General features: G+C 60.2%; 14 protein-coding genes. 4 read left to right on the forward strand and 10 right to left on the reverse strand.

Features of this window, described 5'->3' with window-relative positions; genetic code table 11:
- The first annotated feature begins 78 nt into the window (after window positions 1-78).
- Window positions 79-795 (forward strand): YebC/PmpR family DNA-binding transcriptional regulator, encoded by a 717-nt coding sequence (locus BM036_RS04260; protein WP_091849004.1) that lies wholly within the window; start codon window positions 79-81, stop codon window positions 793-795.
- 192 nt (window positions 796-987) lie between these two features.
- Here BM036_RS04260 and BM036_RS04265 read toward each other — a convergent pair whose 3' ends face one another.
- Window positions 988-2013, reverse strand: coding sequence for an NADP-dependent oxidoreductase (locus tag BM036_RS04265; RefSeq protein WP_091849005.1), 1026 nt, complete (start codon window positions 2011-2013; stop codon window positions 988-990).
- A 302-nt stretch (window positions 2014-2315) separates the two neighbouring features.
- Here BM036_RS04265 and BM036_RS04270 point away from each other — a divergent pair, with 302 nt between their 5' ends.
- The gene (locus BM036_RS04270; RefSeq protein WP_177185991.1) at window positions 2316-3206 is read left to right on the forward strand and encodes a VOC family protein; all 891 of its coding nucleotides are present in this window, start codon (window positions 2316-2318) and stop codon (window positions 3204-3206) included.
- On the opposite strand, the gene BM036_RS04275 is transcribed toward BM036_RS04270, so the two are convergent.
- Together BM036_RS04275 and BM036_RS04280 are read right to left on the reverse strand one after the other, a co-directional pair.
- Window positions 3203-3568 carry a YidH family protein gene (locus tag BM036_RS04275; RefSeq protein WP_091849007.1) on the reverse strand — a complete coding sequence of 122 codons (366 nt, stop codon included), beginning with the start codon at window positions 3566-3568 and terminating at the stop codon, window positions 3203-3205. The genes BM036_RS04270 and BM036_RS04275 overlap by 4 nt on opposite strands.
- Window positions 3569-3586: 18 nt before the next feature.
- Window positions 3587-3958: a VOC family protein gene (locus tag BM036_RS04280; RefSeq protein WP_091849008.1), complete on the reverse strand. Its 372-nt coding sequence runs from the start codon at window positions 3956-3958 to the stop codon at window positions 3587-3589.
- A gap of 76 nt (window positions 3959-4034) precedes the next feature.
- Here BM036_RS04280 and BM036_RS04285 point away from each other — a divergent pair, with 76 nt between their 5' ends.
- Complete coding sequence (locus BM036_RS04285) at window positions 4035-5468, forward strand: phospholipase D-like domain-containing protein (protein ID WP_091849009.1); 1434 nt, start codon at window positions 4035-4037, stop codon at window positions 5466-5468.
- Between the two features lie 21 nt (window positions 5469-5489).
- On the opposite strand, the gene BM036_RS04290 is transcribed toward BM036_RS04285, so the two are convergent.
- The 3 genes from BM036_RS04290 to BM036_RS04300 form a co-directional block, all read right to left on the reverse strand.
- Entirely contained in the window at window positions 5490-6629 is a 1140-nt protein-coding gene (locus BM036_RS04290) for a patatin-like phospholipase family protein (RefSeq protein WP_091849010.1), read from the reverse strand.
- 29 nt (window positions 6630-6658) lie between these two features.
- Complete coding sequence (locus tag BM036_RS04295; RefSeq protein WP_091849011.1) at window positions 6659-7342, reverse strand: SDR family NAD(P)-dependent oxidoreductase; 684 nt, start codon at window positions 7340-7342, stop codon at window positions 6659-6661.
- A gap of 236 nt (window positions 7343-7578) precedes the next feature.
- On the reverse strand, window positions 7579-8316 hold the full coding sequence (locus BM036_RS04300; RefSeq protein WP_218144770.1) for a murein L,D-transpeptidase catalytic domain family protein: 738 nt from the start codon (window positions 8314-8316) through the stop codon (window positions 7579-7581).
- 273 nt (window positions 8317-8589) lie between these two features.
- On the opposite strand from BM036_RS04300, the gene BM036_RS04305 reads away from it, so the two are divergent.
- Window positions 8590-10149: a L,D-transpeptidase family protein gene (locus tag BM036_RS04305; RefSeq protein WP_177185992.1), complete on the forward strand. Its 1560-nt coding sequence runs from the start codon at window positions 8590-8592 to the stop codon at window positions 10147-10149.
- A gap of 19 nt (window positions 10150-10168) precedes the next feature.
- On the opposite strand, the gene mdoH is transcribed toward BM036_RS04305, so the two are convergent.
- The 4 genes from mdoH to BM036_RS04325 form a co-directional block, all read right to left on the reverse strand.
- Entirely contained in the window at window positions 10169-12295 is a 2127-nt protein-coding gene (gene mdoH / locus BM036_RS04310; RefSeq protein WP_091849013.1) for a glucans biosynthesis glucosyltransferase MdoH, read from the reverse strand.
- On the reverse strand, window positions 12279-12587 hold the full coding sequence (locus BM036_RS04315) for a hypothetical protein (protein ID WP_091849014.1): 309 nt from the start codon (window positions 12585-12587) through the stop codon (window positions 12279-12281). The genes mdoH and BM036_RS04315 overlap by 17 nt, the downstream gene beginning before the upstream one ends.
- A gap of 34 nt (window positions 12588-12621) precedes the next feature.
- Window positions 12622-14163: a glucan biosynthesis protein G gene (locus tag BM036_RS04320; protein ID WP_245742469.1), complete on the reverse strand. Its 1542-nt coding sequence runs from the start codon at window positions 14161-14163 to the stop codon at window positions 12622-12624.
- A gap of 140 nt (window positions 14164-14303) precedes the next feature.
- Window positions 14304-15620 carry a ShlB/FhaC/HecB family hemolysin secretion/activation protein gene (locus BM036_RS04325; RefSeq protein ID WP_091849015.1) on the reverse strand — a complete coding sequence of 439 codons (1317 nt, stop codon included), beginning with the start codon at window positions 15618-15620 and terminating at the stop codon, window positions 14304-14306.
- Window positions 15621-15824 lie beyond the last annotated feature (204 nt).

Consider the following 15824-nt stretch of genomic DNA (forward strand, 5'->3'; position numbering starts at 1 on the left):
CCGTGACGCAGGTCAGTGGTCCGGCGGCGGTAGTGCGTGTAATATTCGCCTTTTCTGACGACCACAGGATTCCGAACCATGGGCAGAGCCTACCAGAACCGAAAAGACTCCATGGCCAAGACGGCCGCTGCGAAGACCCGTGTCTACAGCAAGTATGGCCGTGAAATCTATGTCACCGCCAAGTCCGGCGGTACCGATCCGGACGCAAACCTGGCATTGCGGGGCCTGATTGACCGTGCCAAGAAGGACCAGGTACCCACCCATGTCATTGAAAAGGCCCTGGACAAGGCCCGTGGCGGCGCCGGCGAGGATTTCTCGGCCGCCCGCTACGAAGGTTTCGGCCCCGGCAACTGCATGGTCATAGTGGACTGCCTGACGGACAATCCCAACCGCACGTTCGGTGATGTCCGGGTCTGCTTCACCAAGACCAAGTCCAAGATCGGCACCCCTGGAAGCGTCAGCCATATGTTTGATCACTGCGCCATTCTTGCCTTCAAGGGCGATGATGAAGACGCCGTCCTGGAAGCATTGATGGAAGCGGATGTGGACGTCACCGACATCGAGCAGGAAGACGGCCTGATTACAGTCTTCGCACCCAACACCGAATACGCAAAGGCCAAGCAGGCGCTGACCGCTGCTTTCGAGGGACTGGAGTTCGAGGTTGACGACATCCAGTTCCTGCCCCAGACAACGACGCCGGTTCAGGGCGAGGATGTGGAGATGTTCGAGAAGTTCCTGGACATGCTCAATGACCTGGACGACGTTCAGAACGTTTACCACAACGCCGAGCTTTAACAGCTGCGGTTTTTTACAGGTAGGGGCTACCAAGGTTCAAAGGAGGCGGTCGGGGATTGATTTCCGGGACCGACGAACGCCACGGATGGCGTTCGTCGAGTACTCCATAGACGTGCTTGCGGGCGTGTCCCGGAAAGCGATACCCGACTGACTCCACCCGCCCAGGTGCCCAGGCGGTGAAGCCAGGTCACGTCAGTCAGCAATATGAACCAGTTGCTTACCAAAGTTCTTGCCTTTCAGCATTCCCTTGAACGCCTCAACCGCATTATCCAGGCCTTCCGCAACCGTCTCGCGATACTTCATCTCACCTGAAGCAACCCGGTCCGCCAGGATACCGGTGATCTCCTGGTGCTGGTCCTGCCATTCGGTGACCAGGAAGAAACGGTGTTCCGGCACCGGATCCAGGGCCTTGAGAACGTGGAACGGGGTTTCCACCTTGGTGGGATCTTCGGCATTGTAGGCAGAAACGTAGCCGCAAATCGGTACTCGGGCACCTTCATTCAGCAGCGGCGCCACCGCACGGGTCACCGCACCACCAACATTCTCGAAATAGATATCGATACCATCAGGACATGCGGCCTTCAGGTCTTCCTCCAGGTTGCCGGCCTTGTAGTCCACGCACGCATCAAAGCCGAGCTCTTCAACCACATAGCGGCACTTTTCGGGACCACCGGCAACACCAACGGCGCGACAGCCCTCCTTCTTCGCGGTCTGGCCGACCACCGTACCCACCGGGCCGGACGCCGCGGAAACCACCACCGTCTCACCGGCTTTCGGCTTGCCCACATACATCAGTCCGCAGTAACCGGTGCGGCCCGGCATGCCGGCAACACCCAGATAAGCCTGCAGGGGGACACCCGGCTTCTCCTGGATCTTGTAGACCATGGCTGCGGTATCAGGGAAAACGGAGTACTCCTGCCAGCCGGCGTAACAGGTCACCAGGTCGCCCTCTTTGTACTTATCCGAGCGAGACCCTACGATGCGGGCGACAACCTCGCCCACAATCACCTCACCGATGCCGATGGGATCCATATAGCCCTTGGAGTCGTTCATGCGTGGGCGCATGTATGGGTCCAGGGACAGCCAGAGGGTCTTGGCCAGCACCTCGCCGTCTTTCAGTTCACGGACCGGCTTTTCGATAAGCTTCAGGTCTCCGTCCTGGATTTCCCCCTGGGGGCGCTGGTTCAGCACAATGGCACGATTGGTGTAATCACTCACTGTTGTGTTCTCCCATTTTCGGTTGCGTTATGAAACCGGATCAGGATGCAGTCAAAAACACTTCCGGTCAAATATCATGGTTTTTGATCGATGAAGAGGATGATAATCTCATCCACTCGGCAGGTGCGTTCCGGTTTTTCCTGGATGTACCCTGCGCTGTGACCAGCAACATAAAGCCGGGCAGGCATGAATGACCACCCGGCCCTGAGCTGGATCGCCAAAACCATTCCCCGCGAGCCACATACTGCGGAGACAAGTCCCGAGGATGCCGTCCGGGAGCCATGCAGACAAAGGATGTTGTCATGAAAAACCGGACATTACGTTTCCCATTTTGGTTCCAGCGAGGGTGGCCGCTACCGGCAGCCCTGCTATTTGCGGTGTTACTGGCCGGTTGTGACTGGTCCGTTGTGTTCGGCAATGACCCGGAGGATGAAGACGATGATGAAAACCTGACCGCGGTAGCCAGCCAGGTAACGGGGTTCGAACTGGGTGTCAGTGACCTGGACATGTCACTGCCGGTATACAGGGATGGGTTGGGCATGGAAGTGGTGGATGAGGTGGAGACTGACTTCAGCGTCAGGGTGACCCTCGCATCACCGGTCAGTCCCTTTGAAGCCACCCTGACGCTGATCGAGTTTACCGATGGCCTGGGACGAAACCTGCAGGATAATCCGGGCAAGATCGTCTTCTTCACTGCCGACGCTGACGCGCTGGCAAACCGCTTCGCCAATGCCGGAGGCGTAGTCACCGTGCCCCCCTCCAACCAGGAGGATTTCGGAGTGGTGGGTTTCGGGCGGGACCCCGACAAGAACCTGATCGAAATTGCCGAAACATCACCGACCGGCGCCACCTACCTGGCTGCGATCGGCATTGGTGCCAGCGACCTTGACCAGGCCAGGGATTTCTATGTGGACCGGGTCGGACTGACAGAACGGCAGTTCCTGAGCACGGACCAGTACGACGAGTACATCATGGGCACGCCGGAAGACATCCCTTCCCTGTCATTGGTGCTTATGCACTGGACGGACGGTTCTGAGCCACGATATCGCTATAACGAAACCCGCGTGCGGTTGATCTCGGAAAATCCGGAAGAAGTCGTTGAGCGCACCTGGTCAGAAGAAGATGGACGCACCCAGGACCTGGATGGTAACCGGCTGATTATCAACGACGAACCGGCTGAACTGGGAAGCTAGGAAACGGCCAGCGCCACCGCCAGCACCAGGCCCAGCAGCGCGATCACCAGGTTGACCATCAGTCCCCAGGTAACCCGGTAGCCAGAAGGGAACTCAGCCGCAGAGAGCGTGCGGAGTACCGCCAGGTACTGACGGGACGAATAGGCCGCGCAGAACGCACCCAATACAATAAACGCGATGCCCAGCCAGAAAGTCACCGACTCCCGGAAGGGGTCTGACTGCTCCGGGGCCAGTACCTGCAACAGTATGTGCGCCCTCTCGACCATAAAACCGAAGGCAATCAGCACCAGGCTGGTCCGGTTCCAGGCCAGCATGGTGCGCTCTGCGGCAAACAGTACCCTGGGGTCTTTCAGGTCAGACATCGCGTTGGTTCCGCTGAATCAGCCGAAGTGGAAGAAGGCAACCTTGTTGCCGTCCGGGTCACGGATGTAAGCGCCGTAGAAACGATCCGGGATTCGTTGCCCGGGCTCGCCATCACAGGTCGCGCCCAGCTCGATCGCCTTGTGATACAGCTTGTCGACCATCTCCTTGGAACCGGGGTTGATCGCAACCATGTTACCGTTGCCCGGGTGGTTCGGCTGCTGATCATAGGGCGTACACACCGCCAGCATTGGCGTTCCCATGCTCTTGCCGATGAACGCAATGCGCTCCATATCCATCAGGACCTTCGCGCCCAGGTCAGCCAGCAGGTCTGCGTAGAACTGCTTGGCGCGGCCCATGTCACTGACACCAATTGTTACGTAACCTATCATATAGATCTGCCTTCTTAGTTTGTCTGTTTATAATGAGAGCATCTATAACAACTTCGGAGTCCATGCAGGGATGCACATGATCTCATTCCGACTGATAGTCGCCATCGTTATCCTGGTACTGCTGGCAACAGGTCTTTATAACACGTTAAAACCACTTCCGGCAGGACTGTCAAAATCTGCACCGGCAAGAGCCCTTTACGATGCCCGGCTGATCGCGGATGTCACCTGGCGCAACGCCAACGGCGAGCGGATGCAAAGTCACGGCATTTTTGACGAGGTGTTCCGGCTGATCGGCCAGGCCCGCAAACTGATCGTCGTTGATATGTTCCTGTTCAACGACAGTGCCCAGGACGCCAGCTTCGAACCACTCGCAGAGAAGCTCACCACGGCACTGATCCGGCGCCACCAGAAAATTCCCGGGCTGATGGTGGTGGTCATCACAGACCCGCTGAATACAGTCTATGGTGGCCTGGAGCAAACGCACTTCAAACGTCTGCGCGATGCAGGGATCACCCTGGTGGAAACCGACCTGCGCCCGTTGCGGGACCCCAATCCGGCCTGGTCCGCCATCTGGCGATGGTGCTGCCAGTGGTTCGGCAATAATCCGGGCGGTGGGTGGCTGCCCAATGCGTTCGGCGAGGGCAAGGTTACCCTGCGCAGCTACCTGGCGCTGCCAAACTTCAAGGCCAACCACCGCAAGACCCTTGTAGTGGACGAAGGCGACCAGCTAAGGGGCCTGATTACCTCCGCCAACCCCCACGCCGGCAGCAGCCGGCACTGGAATACGGCAATTACCTTTACCGGAGCGGCCGCCTACGACCTGCTATCCACTGAAGAGGCCGTTATGACGCTGTCCGGGGTGCCGGTGCCTGCCTGGCCATTACCGGAGACCGCCGTCACGCGTGACCAGGGTGGCGAACTTCAGGGCCAGGTGCTGACCGAATCCGCCATTCGCGAAGCCGCCCTGAACCTTGTCCGCCTCGCCGGCCCGGACGACCACATCGATATGGCCATGTTCTATCTCTCCCACAGGGCAACAGTGAAGGCCCTGAAGGACGCCCACCGGCGCGGCGCCCGACTGCGAATCCTGCTCGACCAGAACCAGGATGCCTTCGGCCACGACAAGAACGGCATTCCCAATCGTCAGGTAGCGTTTGAGCTGAAACAGGCCGGCATCGATGTGCGCTGGTGCAATACTGCCGGCGAGCAGTGCCACAACAAGCTACTGATGTTGCGCCCCGTCAGTGGCGACAGCCGGCTGCTGGTAGGCTCGGCTAACCTTACCCGCCGCAACATCGACGACTACAACCTGGAAACCTCGATGCTGGCGACTGGCGCCGGAACAACCCCGGTCATTGCGACAGCGACTCAACTTTTCGACCGCCTGTGGCAAAGCGGTCCCGGGTCAACCCCGGTGTTCAGCCTGCCCTATGAGGAAAACCCCGACGAATCCCGGCTGCAGTACTGGCGTTACCGGTTTATGGAAGCCACCGGCCTGTCCACCTTCTGACAGCCGGAGACCTGGACCGACTCAGTCCGCTGCAGCTGGTCGCTCGTGAAAGAAACGTTCGATCTGGCGGGCATGGGCCTGGGCATCCTCATACCCCAGCCGTATTAACTCCTGGCAAAAGCGAGGGTCAAACAGCAGGTAACTGGCCAGGCTGGCAGCGGTGCCATGGTGGCGATCCGTGGCGCCCACGAGGTTTCTCAGAACGAGGGGCATGCCATCCATATACTTTGCGGCTATGTCATTGATCTGATGACTGGGAGAAATCTCCAGCAGGTTGACCGGGCGCAGGTCGAGGCCGGCCTGGGCCTGCTTTTCGGCTGGTATCAGTTCCAGTAACTGGTTAATCAAGCGCAGACGATCGATATCGTAATCCAGGGTATCCAGGAACATGCCATTGAAAACCTGGGCAATGACCTGGGCGAAGGTGGGACTGCCCGGCTGGCCGGGGCGCTCGGTGGGGCACATGCTGTTGGCACTGACGCCGATCACCAACACTCGCTCCGCCCCCAGCCTGAGCGCAGGGCTGATGTGGGCCATCTGCCGTGTGACACCGTCGCCGAAGTACTCGCGGTTGATCTGCACCGGCGGAAAGACCGTGGGAATAGCCGCGGAGGCGAGAATATGGGACAGTTCGAGTCGGGTTCTCGTCCCGGCCCGCTGCCCCATAGTCCAGCTTTGCAGGTCCTCATGACCCTGGAAGAAGCACAGGTTCTGCCCGGTGGAGTAGCCGCAGGCGTTAACCCCAACGGCCAGTAACCGTTCTTCCTCGATGGCACTGGCAATGGCGTCGAAGTCCACCTCCTGCTCCAGCATCCGGCGTAGTGGACTGTTGTTGAGCAAGGCAACCGGCGCCCCCTCCCCCTGGCCGGCAAACAGTCTGCGGGCCACGCCGGTCATATTGCGGAAGATGTCCAGGGTCTGGCTCTTGTAGATTCGATCGACGGTAATTTCTGACCAGAGTCCCTCCAGGTGACTCACATTGTGCCGGAAGATGGGGGCACCACTGGCCAGGGCCACTGCATTGATGGCACCGGCTGAGGTGCCCACGATCACCCGGAAGGGGGCTTCCCAGTCAGGGTACATATCGGAAATGGCCCTGAGCACGCCTACCTGGTAGGCAGCACGGGCGCCACCCCCGGTCAGTACAATTCCCGTTTCCATGTCACCTCCCTGTCCGGTTCGGAGATGGGCTAGCGGTTAACCCACCCGCCACAGACCGGAAAAACCTGCCCCACAAAACAGCTGGCAGCGTCACTGCACAGGTATGCGGCAAACTGGGCGTCCTCACGGGCACCGACCAGGCGGCCCAGCGGGACCTCCCGCTTCAGACGCTCCTGGAAGCGGGGGTTGGCCTGGATATCTTCCGGAAAATAAGTAGGGTTATCCACGAAGTTCTGGGCAATGAGGTTGACCTGGATGTTTTCCGGAGCCAGTTCCACTCCCACCGCCTGGACCCACGACAACTGTGCGCCCCGGGCGGCACTGTAGGTGGACGCCCGTTTCATGCCCCGCAGTGCGGATGCACTGCCCATTACCAGGACCCGGCCATACCCCTGCTCACGCATACCAGGCAACACAGCCTGCAGAAGGCGCGGCAAGGGGTCCACCATGGTGGCAAAGGTGTCCCGCCACTCCCCCGCAGAGACCTCGCCAACCCGGCTGGATGGCGCAGGCACGGCAAGGTTGGCCAGTAGTACATCGATACCCCCTGCCTCTGCCACAATCCGGGCTGGTGTCTCCGGGTCACTGATGTCGTCGTAATTGGGGATGACCGTGGCGCCCTGCTCTGCGAGTACCTCGCAGAGTACCGGACCCATAAAATCTCCGGCCTGGGTGACCAGAATCCGCTTGCCCTTCAAGCTCGTTTCAGACATAGACTGCGCTCTCCTGACGTATTGAAAAGTGGAATTTCCTTGCAGGAAGTCCCGTTATCGATTGCCGTCAGAATAGCCGAGAACCGGTCGGGGCGTAAAAGCCCCGGGCCGGAGGTCGCCCGGAAAAGGCGAAAAAAGAAGGGACAATAGTTTCCCGTCTGGCTAACCCCTTAATCTACTACTTGCCTCTGGGGACGCTCAGCAGGTTAAGGAATTAGCCAGACGGGACACAAGCCTCAGGAACCGCTGCCCTGGACGTTATCATGACCGGGGCCGCCAGCCACGGTCCGGCTACCGCAGTTAAGCAGCCCTGACCGGGCCAGCCACTCCTTGTCCGGATAATACTTGAACACCAGCTGGCCACCCTTGAGGTTGTCCACGACCTGGTCGCTGATTTCCTGGCGAACTGCCGGGCAGCCCAGGCTGCGGCCGATACGTCCGTAGGCGTCCACCCAAGAAGGGTCAACATAGTCAGCGCCATGAATCACGATGGCCCGCTGTCGGGCCAGGTCGTTAAACCCCGGCTCGAGCCCGTCGAGCCGCAGGGAGTAGCCATGCTTGCCCTGATAGCTCTCCGCCGCGCGAAACAGGCCGATACTGGACTGATGGCTGCCTTCCACGTTGGAGAACTGTGTGGATTCCAGGTCTCCGGAATTACGACCATGGGCCACCAGGTCCCGCAGCAGCAGGGCTTTTTCCTCCAGATCGAATATCCACAACCTCTGTTCACTGGAAGGCAGGGAAAAGTCGATGACCGCGAGGCGAGACGGCGTGCTTACACCATTATGGATCGCACACTCGGTGGCATCGAGGGCATAGCGCAAAACCTGGGGATCGAGATTGGGAGCGGAGCGGGACAGGCCGGCAAACAGGCTTTCCCCCTGAGCCGCTGCTACACTGCTTAGCGGGGACAAAATAAATGTGGCAACACAAGCTGACATGAACAGAGCGCGTTTCAGGCCTCTGACTACCATTGACTATTCCTCGTAAATACATTGGTTCGCGGGAACCCACTTACACGGCGATACCGGATAGCGATGCTATCCGACCTGCCTCGCCTGGCATTGTGCGACAAAAATCCCGCAAAATATGGGAAGCGAGTCGAATTGTACAGATTTCACACAAACAGCAACACCGTTTACGATTTGCAATGGAGCCGTGCCCTTTATCCCGGGGCCCGACTCTGGCCCGGCAGACCGTCATATCGGCGATGGTGCAATGCCCGGAGAGTGATCCAGGCAACGATATTGCTGCTCACAGCCCTGGCCGTCGAGGCAAGCGCCCGCAACATTGATGGCCCCTGCATGGACGGGGCCCGGCCTCCGGAATTTGTGAGCCAGGTGGTGGCAGAGCTGGATCGCCTCGAACCCCATACAGAGCGGTGGCTTTACCCGGTTCACTGGCAGCGGCTGGTCAGGGAAATTGGCCAGCTACGCACAGATGGCCTTAACCCCGGCTACTACCAGCTACCCGAAATCGCCCTGATCAGCAGTCGACAGTCAGATGGTGCCTATCCGGACAATTGCCATGCCGAACTTGCCACGTTGATGCTCGCATGGTCGGTCAAGGACCTGACCCTGGGCCGTCTCGATCCCGAAGAGCTGGGCCTGGTCTGGCACCAGAACCCACAGCGTCCGGACCCAGCTGACTTTGCGCAGAAACTTCACCAGGCCTTCCATTCTTCACGGGGACTCAGCCTGGCCTACGACAACGCCCGTCCCTCGCTGGCCGCTTACCAGAACCTCCGCAATGCCTATTCCGGACGGCTTGACACCCTGGCCATGCAGAGACCCACGATACCAGAGGGTCCCACCCTCAGGTCCGGAGACCGCAACGAGCAGGTGGCACAACTGGCCCGGCGGCTGGTGTCCCAGGGCTATCTACCCGGCGGAACTCCCTGGCCGGGCGGGCCGGAGGCGGACACCAACAGCCCCAGGCTTTTCGATGACGCCATGGCGGATGCGGTCGCTGAATTTCAGCGGGACCACGGGCTGGTCGCAGACGGACTGGTTGGCAAGGACACCCGGGCTGCCCTGAATACCCCACCCGCAGCCTGGACGGCACGGGTCCGTGCAAACCTGGAACGCATTCGCTGGTTTTCCCCCTACCTGATGCCTGACCGGTTGTTGGTGGACATTGCCGGGGCCCGGGTGCGCCTGTTCCGCGACAATGAAGAGGTATGGCAAAGCCGGTCACAGGTAGGTCGGGCAGAGCGCAAAACCCCCGCATTGACGTCCGTGATCAGCCACATCACGGTCAACCCTACCTGGACCATTCCGCCCACCATTTTTTACGAAGACACCTTGCCGGCGATCCAGGCAGACCCGGACTATCTCTACCGTAACCGGCTGACGGTTCTGGACCGGACCGGCACACCACTGGACCCCGACCAGGTTGACTGGAGCCGACCGGGAAACCTGCTGCTACGGCAGAACGCTGGACCTGGTAACGCCCTGGGGGAGGTCGCAATCCGGTTTCCGAATCCGTTCTCCGTATACCTGCATGACACGCCCTCGCAACGGCTGTTTGGCACACCTGAACGTTTTTACAGCTCCGGATGTGTCCGTGTTGAAAATGCCCTCGACCTGACTGACCAGTTGTTCCGTGATGCCTCGGGCACGGTACCCAGGCAGCTGACAGAGGCGCGTCGGTCGGGCGAGACCCGCAACGTTTCACTGCCGGAGGGGGTGCCACTGGTCATGGCTTACTGGACAGCAGAGGCCGACGACGCCGGTCGTATCCGGTTCCGCAGGGACACCTACGAGGAAGATGGGCTGGTCATTGACCTATTGGACCGTGAGCAGTAAATCGCCAGCGGTTTTCGCGTCAGCCGGTTACCGCTGCGGACAGTTTCCGCCCCCACCAGGTATCCGGGTCTGAACGCCAGGCGGCGTGGTGAAGCCAGGCCAGGGTGTCGCTGTCACGACACAGGTGGCTCAGCTCGGAGCGGCTGAGGGCGTCCGGTCCCTCAGCAAGGCAGCGCCTGGCGAGCCCCTGCAGGGTTTCCTGCCGTAGCCTCCCCGGGTGACTGCGGGCGAGGCTGCAGTGCATGGCGTTCACCTCGGGTAACAGAACCGCTTCCTCGAAACGGGAGAGCTGGCCCAGCCGCGGTAATAAAGATTGCTCATCGGCAGTATCAAGGAGGAGTTGCGGAGGGTGGGTTTCCTCCGGAGTACGCAATAAACCGGCCCGGCGCAGCCACTGTCCGGCCCACACCCTGCTCAGGCCGACGGCGGTGGGCGCCGCCAGTATCAACGGCACTGCTACCGGAAGTGACCAGAAAAAGAATAGCGGGTCCAGGTACCAGGCGAATGCGGACCAGGCCAGCCCCACCAACATTCCCGTGGCCTGGGTCACCATCGCTTCACGCCAGCCCGTTTCCTCGGTCCTGTTCTGGCCCGCCCAGCTGAGGGACAGGTTCAGCAGCGCCCCCAGCACATAGCCAGAGTGGGCCAGCATCTTGATGGGGGCCAGCATGACTGACACCAGGGTTTCCAGGATCACGCTCAGCAGGCTGCGACCAACACCACCGAACTGCCGCGCCCTGCGATGTATCAGTGCGTCCAGCCAGGCCAGTACCTTGGGAGCAAACAGCATGGTCAGGGTGGTGAGCGCCAGGGTGATCGCCAGTCCCGGGCGCCATTCTGGCCACAGGGGGTAGAGACCGGGTTGGTCCCCCGGGAAATAATCTATCGGCATCAACGCCAGCTGGGCCGCCTCCGCCGTAGTGAACACCAGGAAGAGCAACCACAAGGGTGAGGCCAAGTATCCCATAATGCCATTGAAAAACGCCATGCGGTGCGCAAACCGAAGCCCAGGCGTGGTCAGCATGACCCAAAGGTGCTGCAGGTTACCCTTGGCCCAGCGCCGGTCCCGGGATAGCTCATCGCCCAGACTGGGGGGAGATTCCTCGAAGCTGGCGCTGAGGGACGGTTCCAGCCAGACCTCATACCCGGCCCGGCCCATCCAGGCAGCTTCCACGAAGTCATGACTGAGGATCGGCCCACGGAACAGCCCTACCCCGGGAAGCTTGCGAAGTCCGCAGTAGTCCATGAACGCGCTGGTTCGCAATATGGCATTGTGGCCCCAGAACGCGGCATCGCCCATCTGCACGGCTGCCAGTCCGGCAGAAAACAGGGGCGAGTACAGCCGGTTGGCGAATTGCTGGATACGGGCGAACAGGGAACAGCCCCGGACGACCCCGGGGTTGGTCTGCAGGATACCAACCCGTGGTTCCAGCTCCATCAACCGGACCATGCGCACCAGGGTATCTCCCCCCATCAGGCTGTCGGCATCCAGCACCACGGTGTAACGACAACGGCGGCCCCAGCGCCGCAGGAAGTCGGCCACGTTTCCGCTTTTGTAGTTGAGGTTAACCGTGCGGCGCCGGTAGAACAGCCGGCCATCGGCATTCAGTTCCTCACACAGACTCTGCCAGGCCGCCTGCTCTTCAAGCCAGACTTCCGGGTCACGGCTGTCGGAGAGGATATAAAACTCAAAATGCTGCAGGTGCCCGGTACGTTCGAGATCCCGGTAAATCGCGCGCAGCCCCCTTAGCGTGCGCTGAACCGGTTCATGGTAAATCGGCATAACTACCGCAGTGGACGCGAGGGGCGTAGCGACCAGTTCCGCTTCCGGGTGACGGCGGGCCAGGGACCACCGATCACCGCCGATCAACCTGATTGCGAACCCAAATACCGCCGTCCAGAATCCGACAGCCACCCAGGCATAGAGCACGGCGAACAGCGTGGTAAGTCCGGCCTCTGCCCAGGTGCCTCCGTGGTAAGGCAGGACCCTGAGTATCAAAGCCGTGGCCAAAAACGTCTGCCCCAGTACAAACAGGGCCAGCACCAGGCGCCGAATGTTCGCCACCCACCGCCAGCGAACGTCCGCCCTGCCCCTTACCGGCACCCCCGGGGCCGGGGTTGCCACTGGCTCACAGGGTTGGCCCATAACCTATACTCCCTCGCTGGATGGGCGGACGCTGCAGCGGGACGTACAGTTCCGGCAAGTCGAAGTACCCGGGGAGGCGGTCAAAAACCAGCGCCAGCACCCCGCCCGGGAGCGGTGTGTCTGAGTGACAAGGGTCAGGCACAGAACTACCCTGCCCGGTCACCACTTCTGCCAGGCATTCATCGATCAGGGCCAGGGCGCGGCGGCAAACCTGCGGAGCGGGGGCTACACCGTAATTCCGGAGGTAGAGCATTACCCGGTCCAGCGCATATTGGCATATCGCCCTTTCCATCACGCTTCTCCTGAATGCACGCTATCCTTGTGGGTTAATTGCCCCGGATATCAATCCCCGGTGGCAACTCGTAGGTCCAGGTTTCGGTCAGCGGTTCGCCATCCTGCGACAGGAAAGCCCGCAACGACATGGTCTGATCCCCGGAAGGCCGCACCAGCATAGAAAGACGCCACTGCCTGGCAGGTTCCGAGTACTCCACAAAGTGCTCCAGCACTTCTGTATGTTCATCGGCGCTGACCTGACTGACCACATCGGCCCCGGGGTCTGTTTGATCCAGCGGCCCACCTTCGAAATCCACCAACACCCGATAGGCTCCTTCCTGGTCGCCACCACCGATGCGGTTGCCATCACCAATAAACGTATTGGCCGCATAGCCTGAAGGATGGCCGCTGAGGCTGGCCGGACCGAATCGTAGCCTGTAGTCAAGGTCAACCGAGGCGCCTTTTTGCGGTGACTCTTCCGGAGACCAGAACGCCACGATGTTGTCGTTGACCTCTGACCGGGTTGGTATTTCCACCAGCACAACACTACCCTTACCCCAGTCACCTTCGGGCTCGACCCAGGCGCTGGGGCGCAACTCATACCTGGCCTCCAGGTCCTGGAAGTCGCGGAAGTCACGATCCCGCTGAATCAGGCCGAAGCCCCGGGGATTATTGGCCCTGAGGTAACTGATGCGCAGGGATTCCGGGTTGATCAGGGGCCGCCAGAGCCATTCTCCGCTGTCGCCGTCGGTTACCAGGAGCCCGTCTGAATCGTGGGTCTGCGGGCGCCATTCTCCCATCGGCCGGAGTGTGTTCTCGCCGTAATAGAACATGCTGGTCAACGGCGCGTAACCGGGCAGCCCGACCCGTTCACGGAAAAACAGGCGTGCACGTACCTCCACGTCGAGAACATCACCGGGTTTGATGGTGAACTGGTAGGCACCCGCCAGGCTGGGGCCGTCAAGCAGGGCATAGACCACCACCTGCTCATCGCCGGCGTCGGGGTTCTCCAGCCAGAACTCGATAAACGACGGGAACTCCTCACCCCGGGGCTGTCCGGTATCAATCGCCACGCCTCTCGCCGAAAGGCCGAAGCCATCGTCACGCCCCACACCACGGAAGTAGCTGGCACCGGCAAACGCCAGGAACTGGTTGTTGATATCCGGCCCACGCAGCGGATAGGTAAGTCGGAAACCGGCGAAGCCCAGATCCGCTGGAATGCGCTTGGCAAACTCCTCGCTCGGGTAGGTAAACAGGTCCCGGGCGAAGCGTATCGGTTCAACCTCGCCATCGCGGATTTCGTTGAGCGTAACCGGATGGGTAAAGTATTTTCCGGCCGGGGTTAACATCACCTGGAAGCGGGAATCCGAATCGCGCCACAGGTTACGGTCGTCCCGGAACCGGATCTCCTGGTAACGGGAATAATCGATCTCTTTCAGGAAATCGGGGATCTCTGGTGGCGCCTGCCAGCTTTTGCCGGCTAGCTGACGGGCCTTCTCAGCCACATTATCGAAATCAAAACCACCAGGTTCAGAGGCAGTGGCAGCAAAGGCCGTCATGGAAGAGATAATGACACCAGCGAGGAGGCGCAACATAGAGAGGGGGTCCTTGTCAGAAAATCCTTGTAAAGGCCTGCAAGCCTACCCCCTTGATTTTTAGTCTCCACTGAACCCTGCCGCAAGTGACGACTTTGTAAGCCGGCGTCGTGAACGGCTCCGGCCCAAGGCGTGCCGGTTCACAGCGTCCAGCTAATATCCAGGGACAGCTCCGGCACGTTGGCGGATACCAGGCCCGGACCTGATGCCTCCAAAAGAGTACCAGCCCTCAGCCCCCCGGTCAGATGCTCACCGCTGACCCGCCAGAGCACCTCACCCGCCGTGGCCCGACTGGTGAGGCCCTGCCCCGGACCTTCGGCCCAGCCACGCAGCAGTGAGAACCGCAGGCTTGTCCGGACACCGGATGGCAGCCAGAGGAGACGGTCGGGCGTGGCGCTGTCCAGGCGCAGCCAGCCACCCCGGCGTCCCCGCAGCACCTGGCCACCAAACCCGTGCATCATTCCCTGGCCAACCTCCAGGTAGCGCCAGCCCGGCAATTTATCCGGGGTGAACTGGTACTCGCCTTTCAGGTCCCAGTCCATCTTCAGCCAGTTTCGTTCCAGACTCGCTGCCAGGTTGTAGCGCTGGAAAGCGCCCAGTTTTTCGCCGCACGCCTCCTGCACTGCACCATCAAGCAGTGCCATACAGCCTTCGACAGAAAGACTGATTTCTCCATGGCTATCAACCCAGGGCACCTGCCCTCCGAGGTAACCATCAAGCCGGACCAATGAATAACTGCGCCGGGCCTCTCCGGTCAGGTCACCATTTTCAAACCACTGGCTGCTGACATCAGTGGTTATGACCCGTGCATCCAGGCTCGCCGCCGGGCCCTGGTAAAGGTTCCGGACCAGATCCATCTCCAGGGTCTGGCGGCTGCCACCAACCCGCCGGATATCTTCACCTGACACCACTTCATCGTGGTATTCATGATGACGACCACTGAATGAAAGCCGGTTGCCGCCCAGCAGTGTCTGCCAGGCCAGGCCTACATCCATGGTCGTATCGCCGGGCTGTTGGGACATGGACCAATTGCCATCGAGCCTCAGGTTGCTGCCCAGACCGGGCAACGGTGTCTCGTCAAAGCCGACGCGAACCCGGTCCCCCATTTCTGCGTCGTGGTCCTCGCCCCTGAGATAAAACCGTTCCCCAGCCCAGGTCTCCCTCGCAGGTGCAGATGACAGGGGAATGGTATCTGCCGTCATACCCGCCAGGACGGGCACCCGGGCTGTCGATGGCGCCGGCGACCCGCTACCCCGCTCAACAGGCAAACTTCCATGATGGGAACGGATCCAGTACAAGCTTTGCTGCAGAAGCGTCAGGGTGCGACGATTCCGTTCGACACTGGCAGTTTCATCGCCCTGGATTTCTGCAGCAAGGCCTGAAAGGGGGACCAGGATCACCAGCATGGTGACAAACAGGTATAGCAACCGAAGGCTTGTATGATTGACGGATTCCATGGCACGACACAGGAAGGCGGGCTGAAGTTCGGAGCCATGCTAACCTTCTGAGCGGTCGGGATTCCATGGTTTCAGTCACCAATTTTCGCGTCGTTACAATTTTAATATTTCTTTTTTAACAAGAACTTCTGCAACTCTTTGAAACTTCAATATGAGGTTTTTTATCTGTCCTCATGATCGACAGACAGGAGTTACATTCATACA

The organism is Marinobacter segnicrescens (assembly GCF_900111555.1).
Lineage (GTDB): Bacteria > Pseudomonadota > Gammaproteobacteria > Pseudomonadales > Oleiphilaceae > Marinobacter > Marinobacter segnicrescens.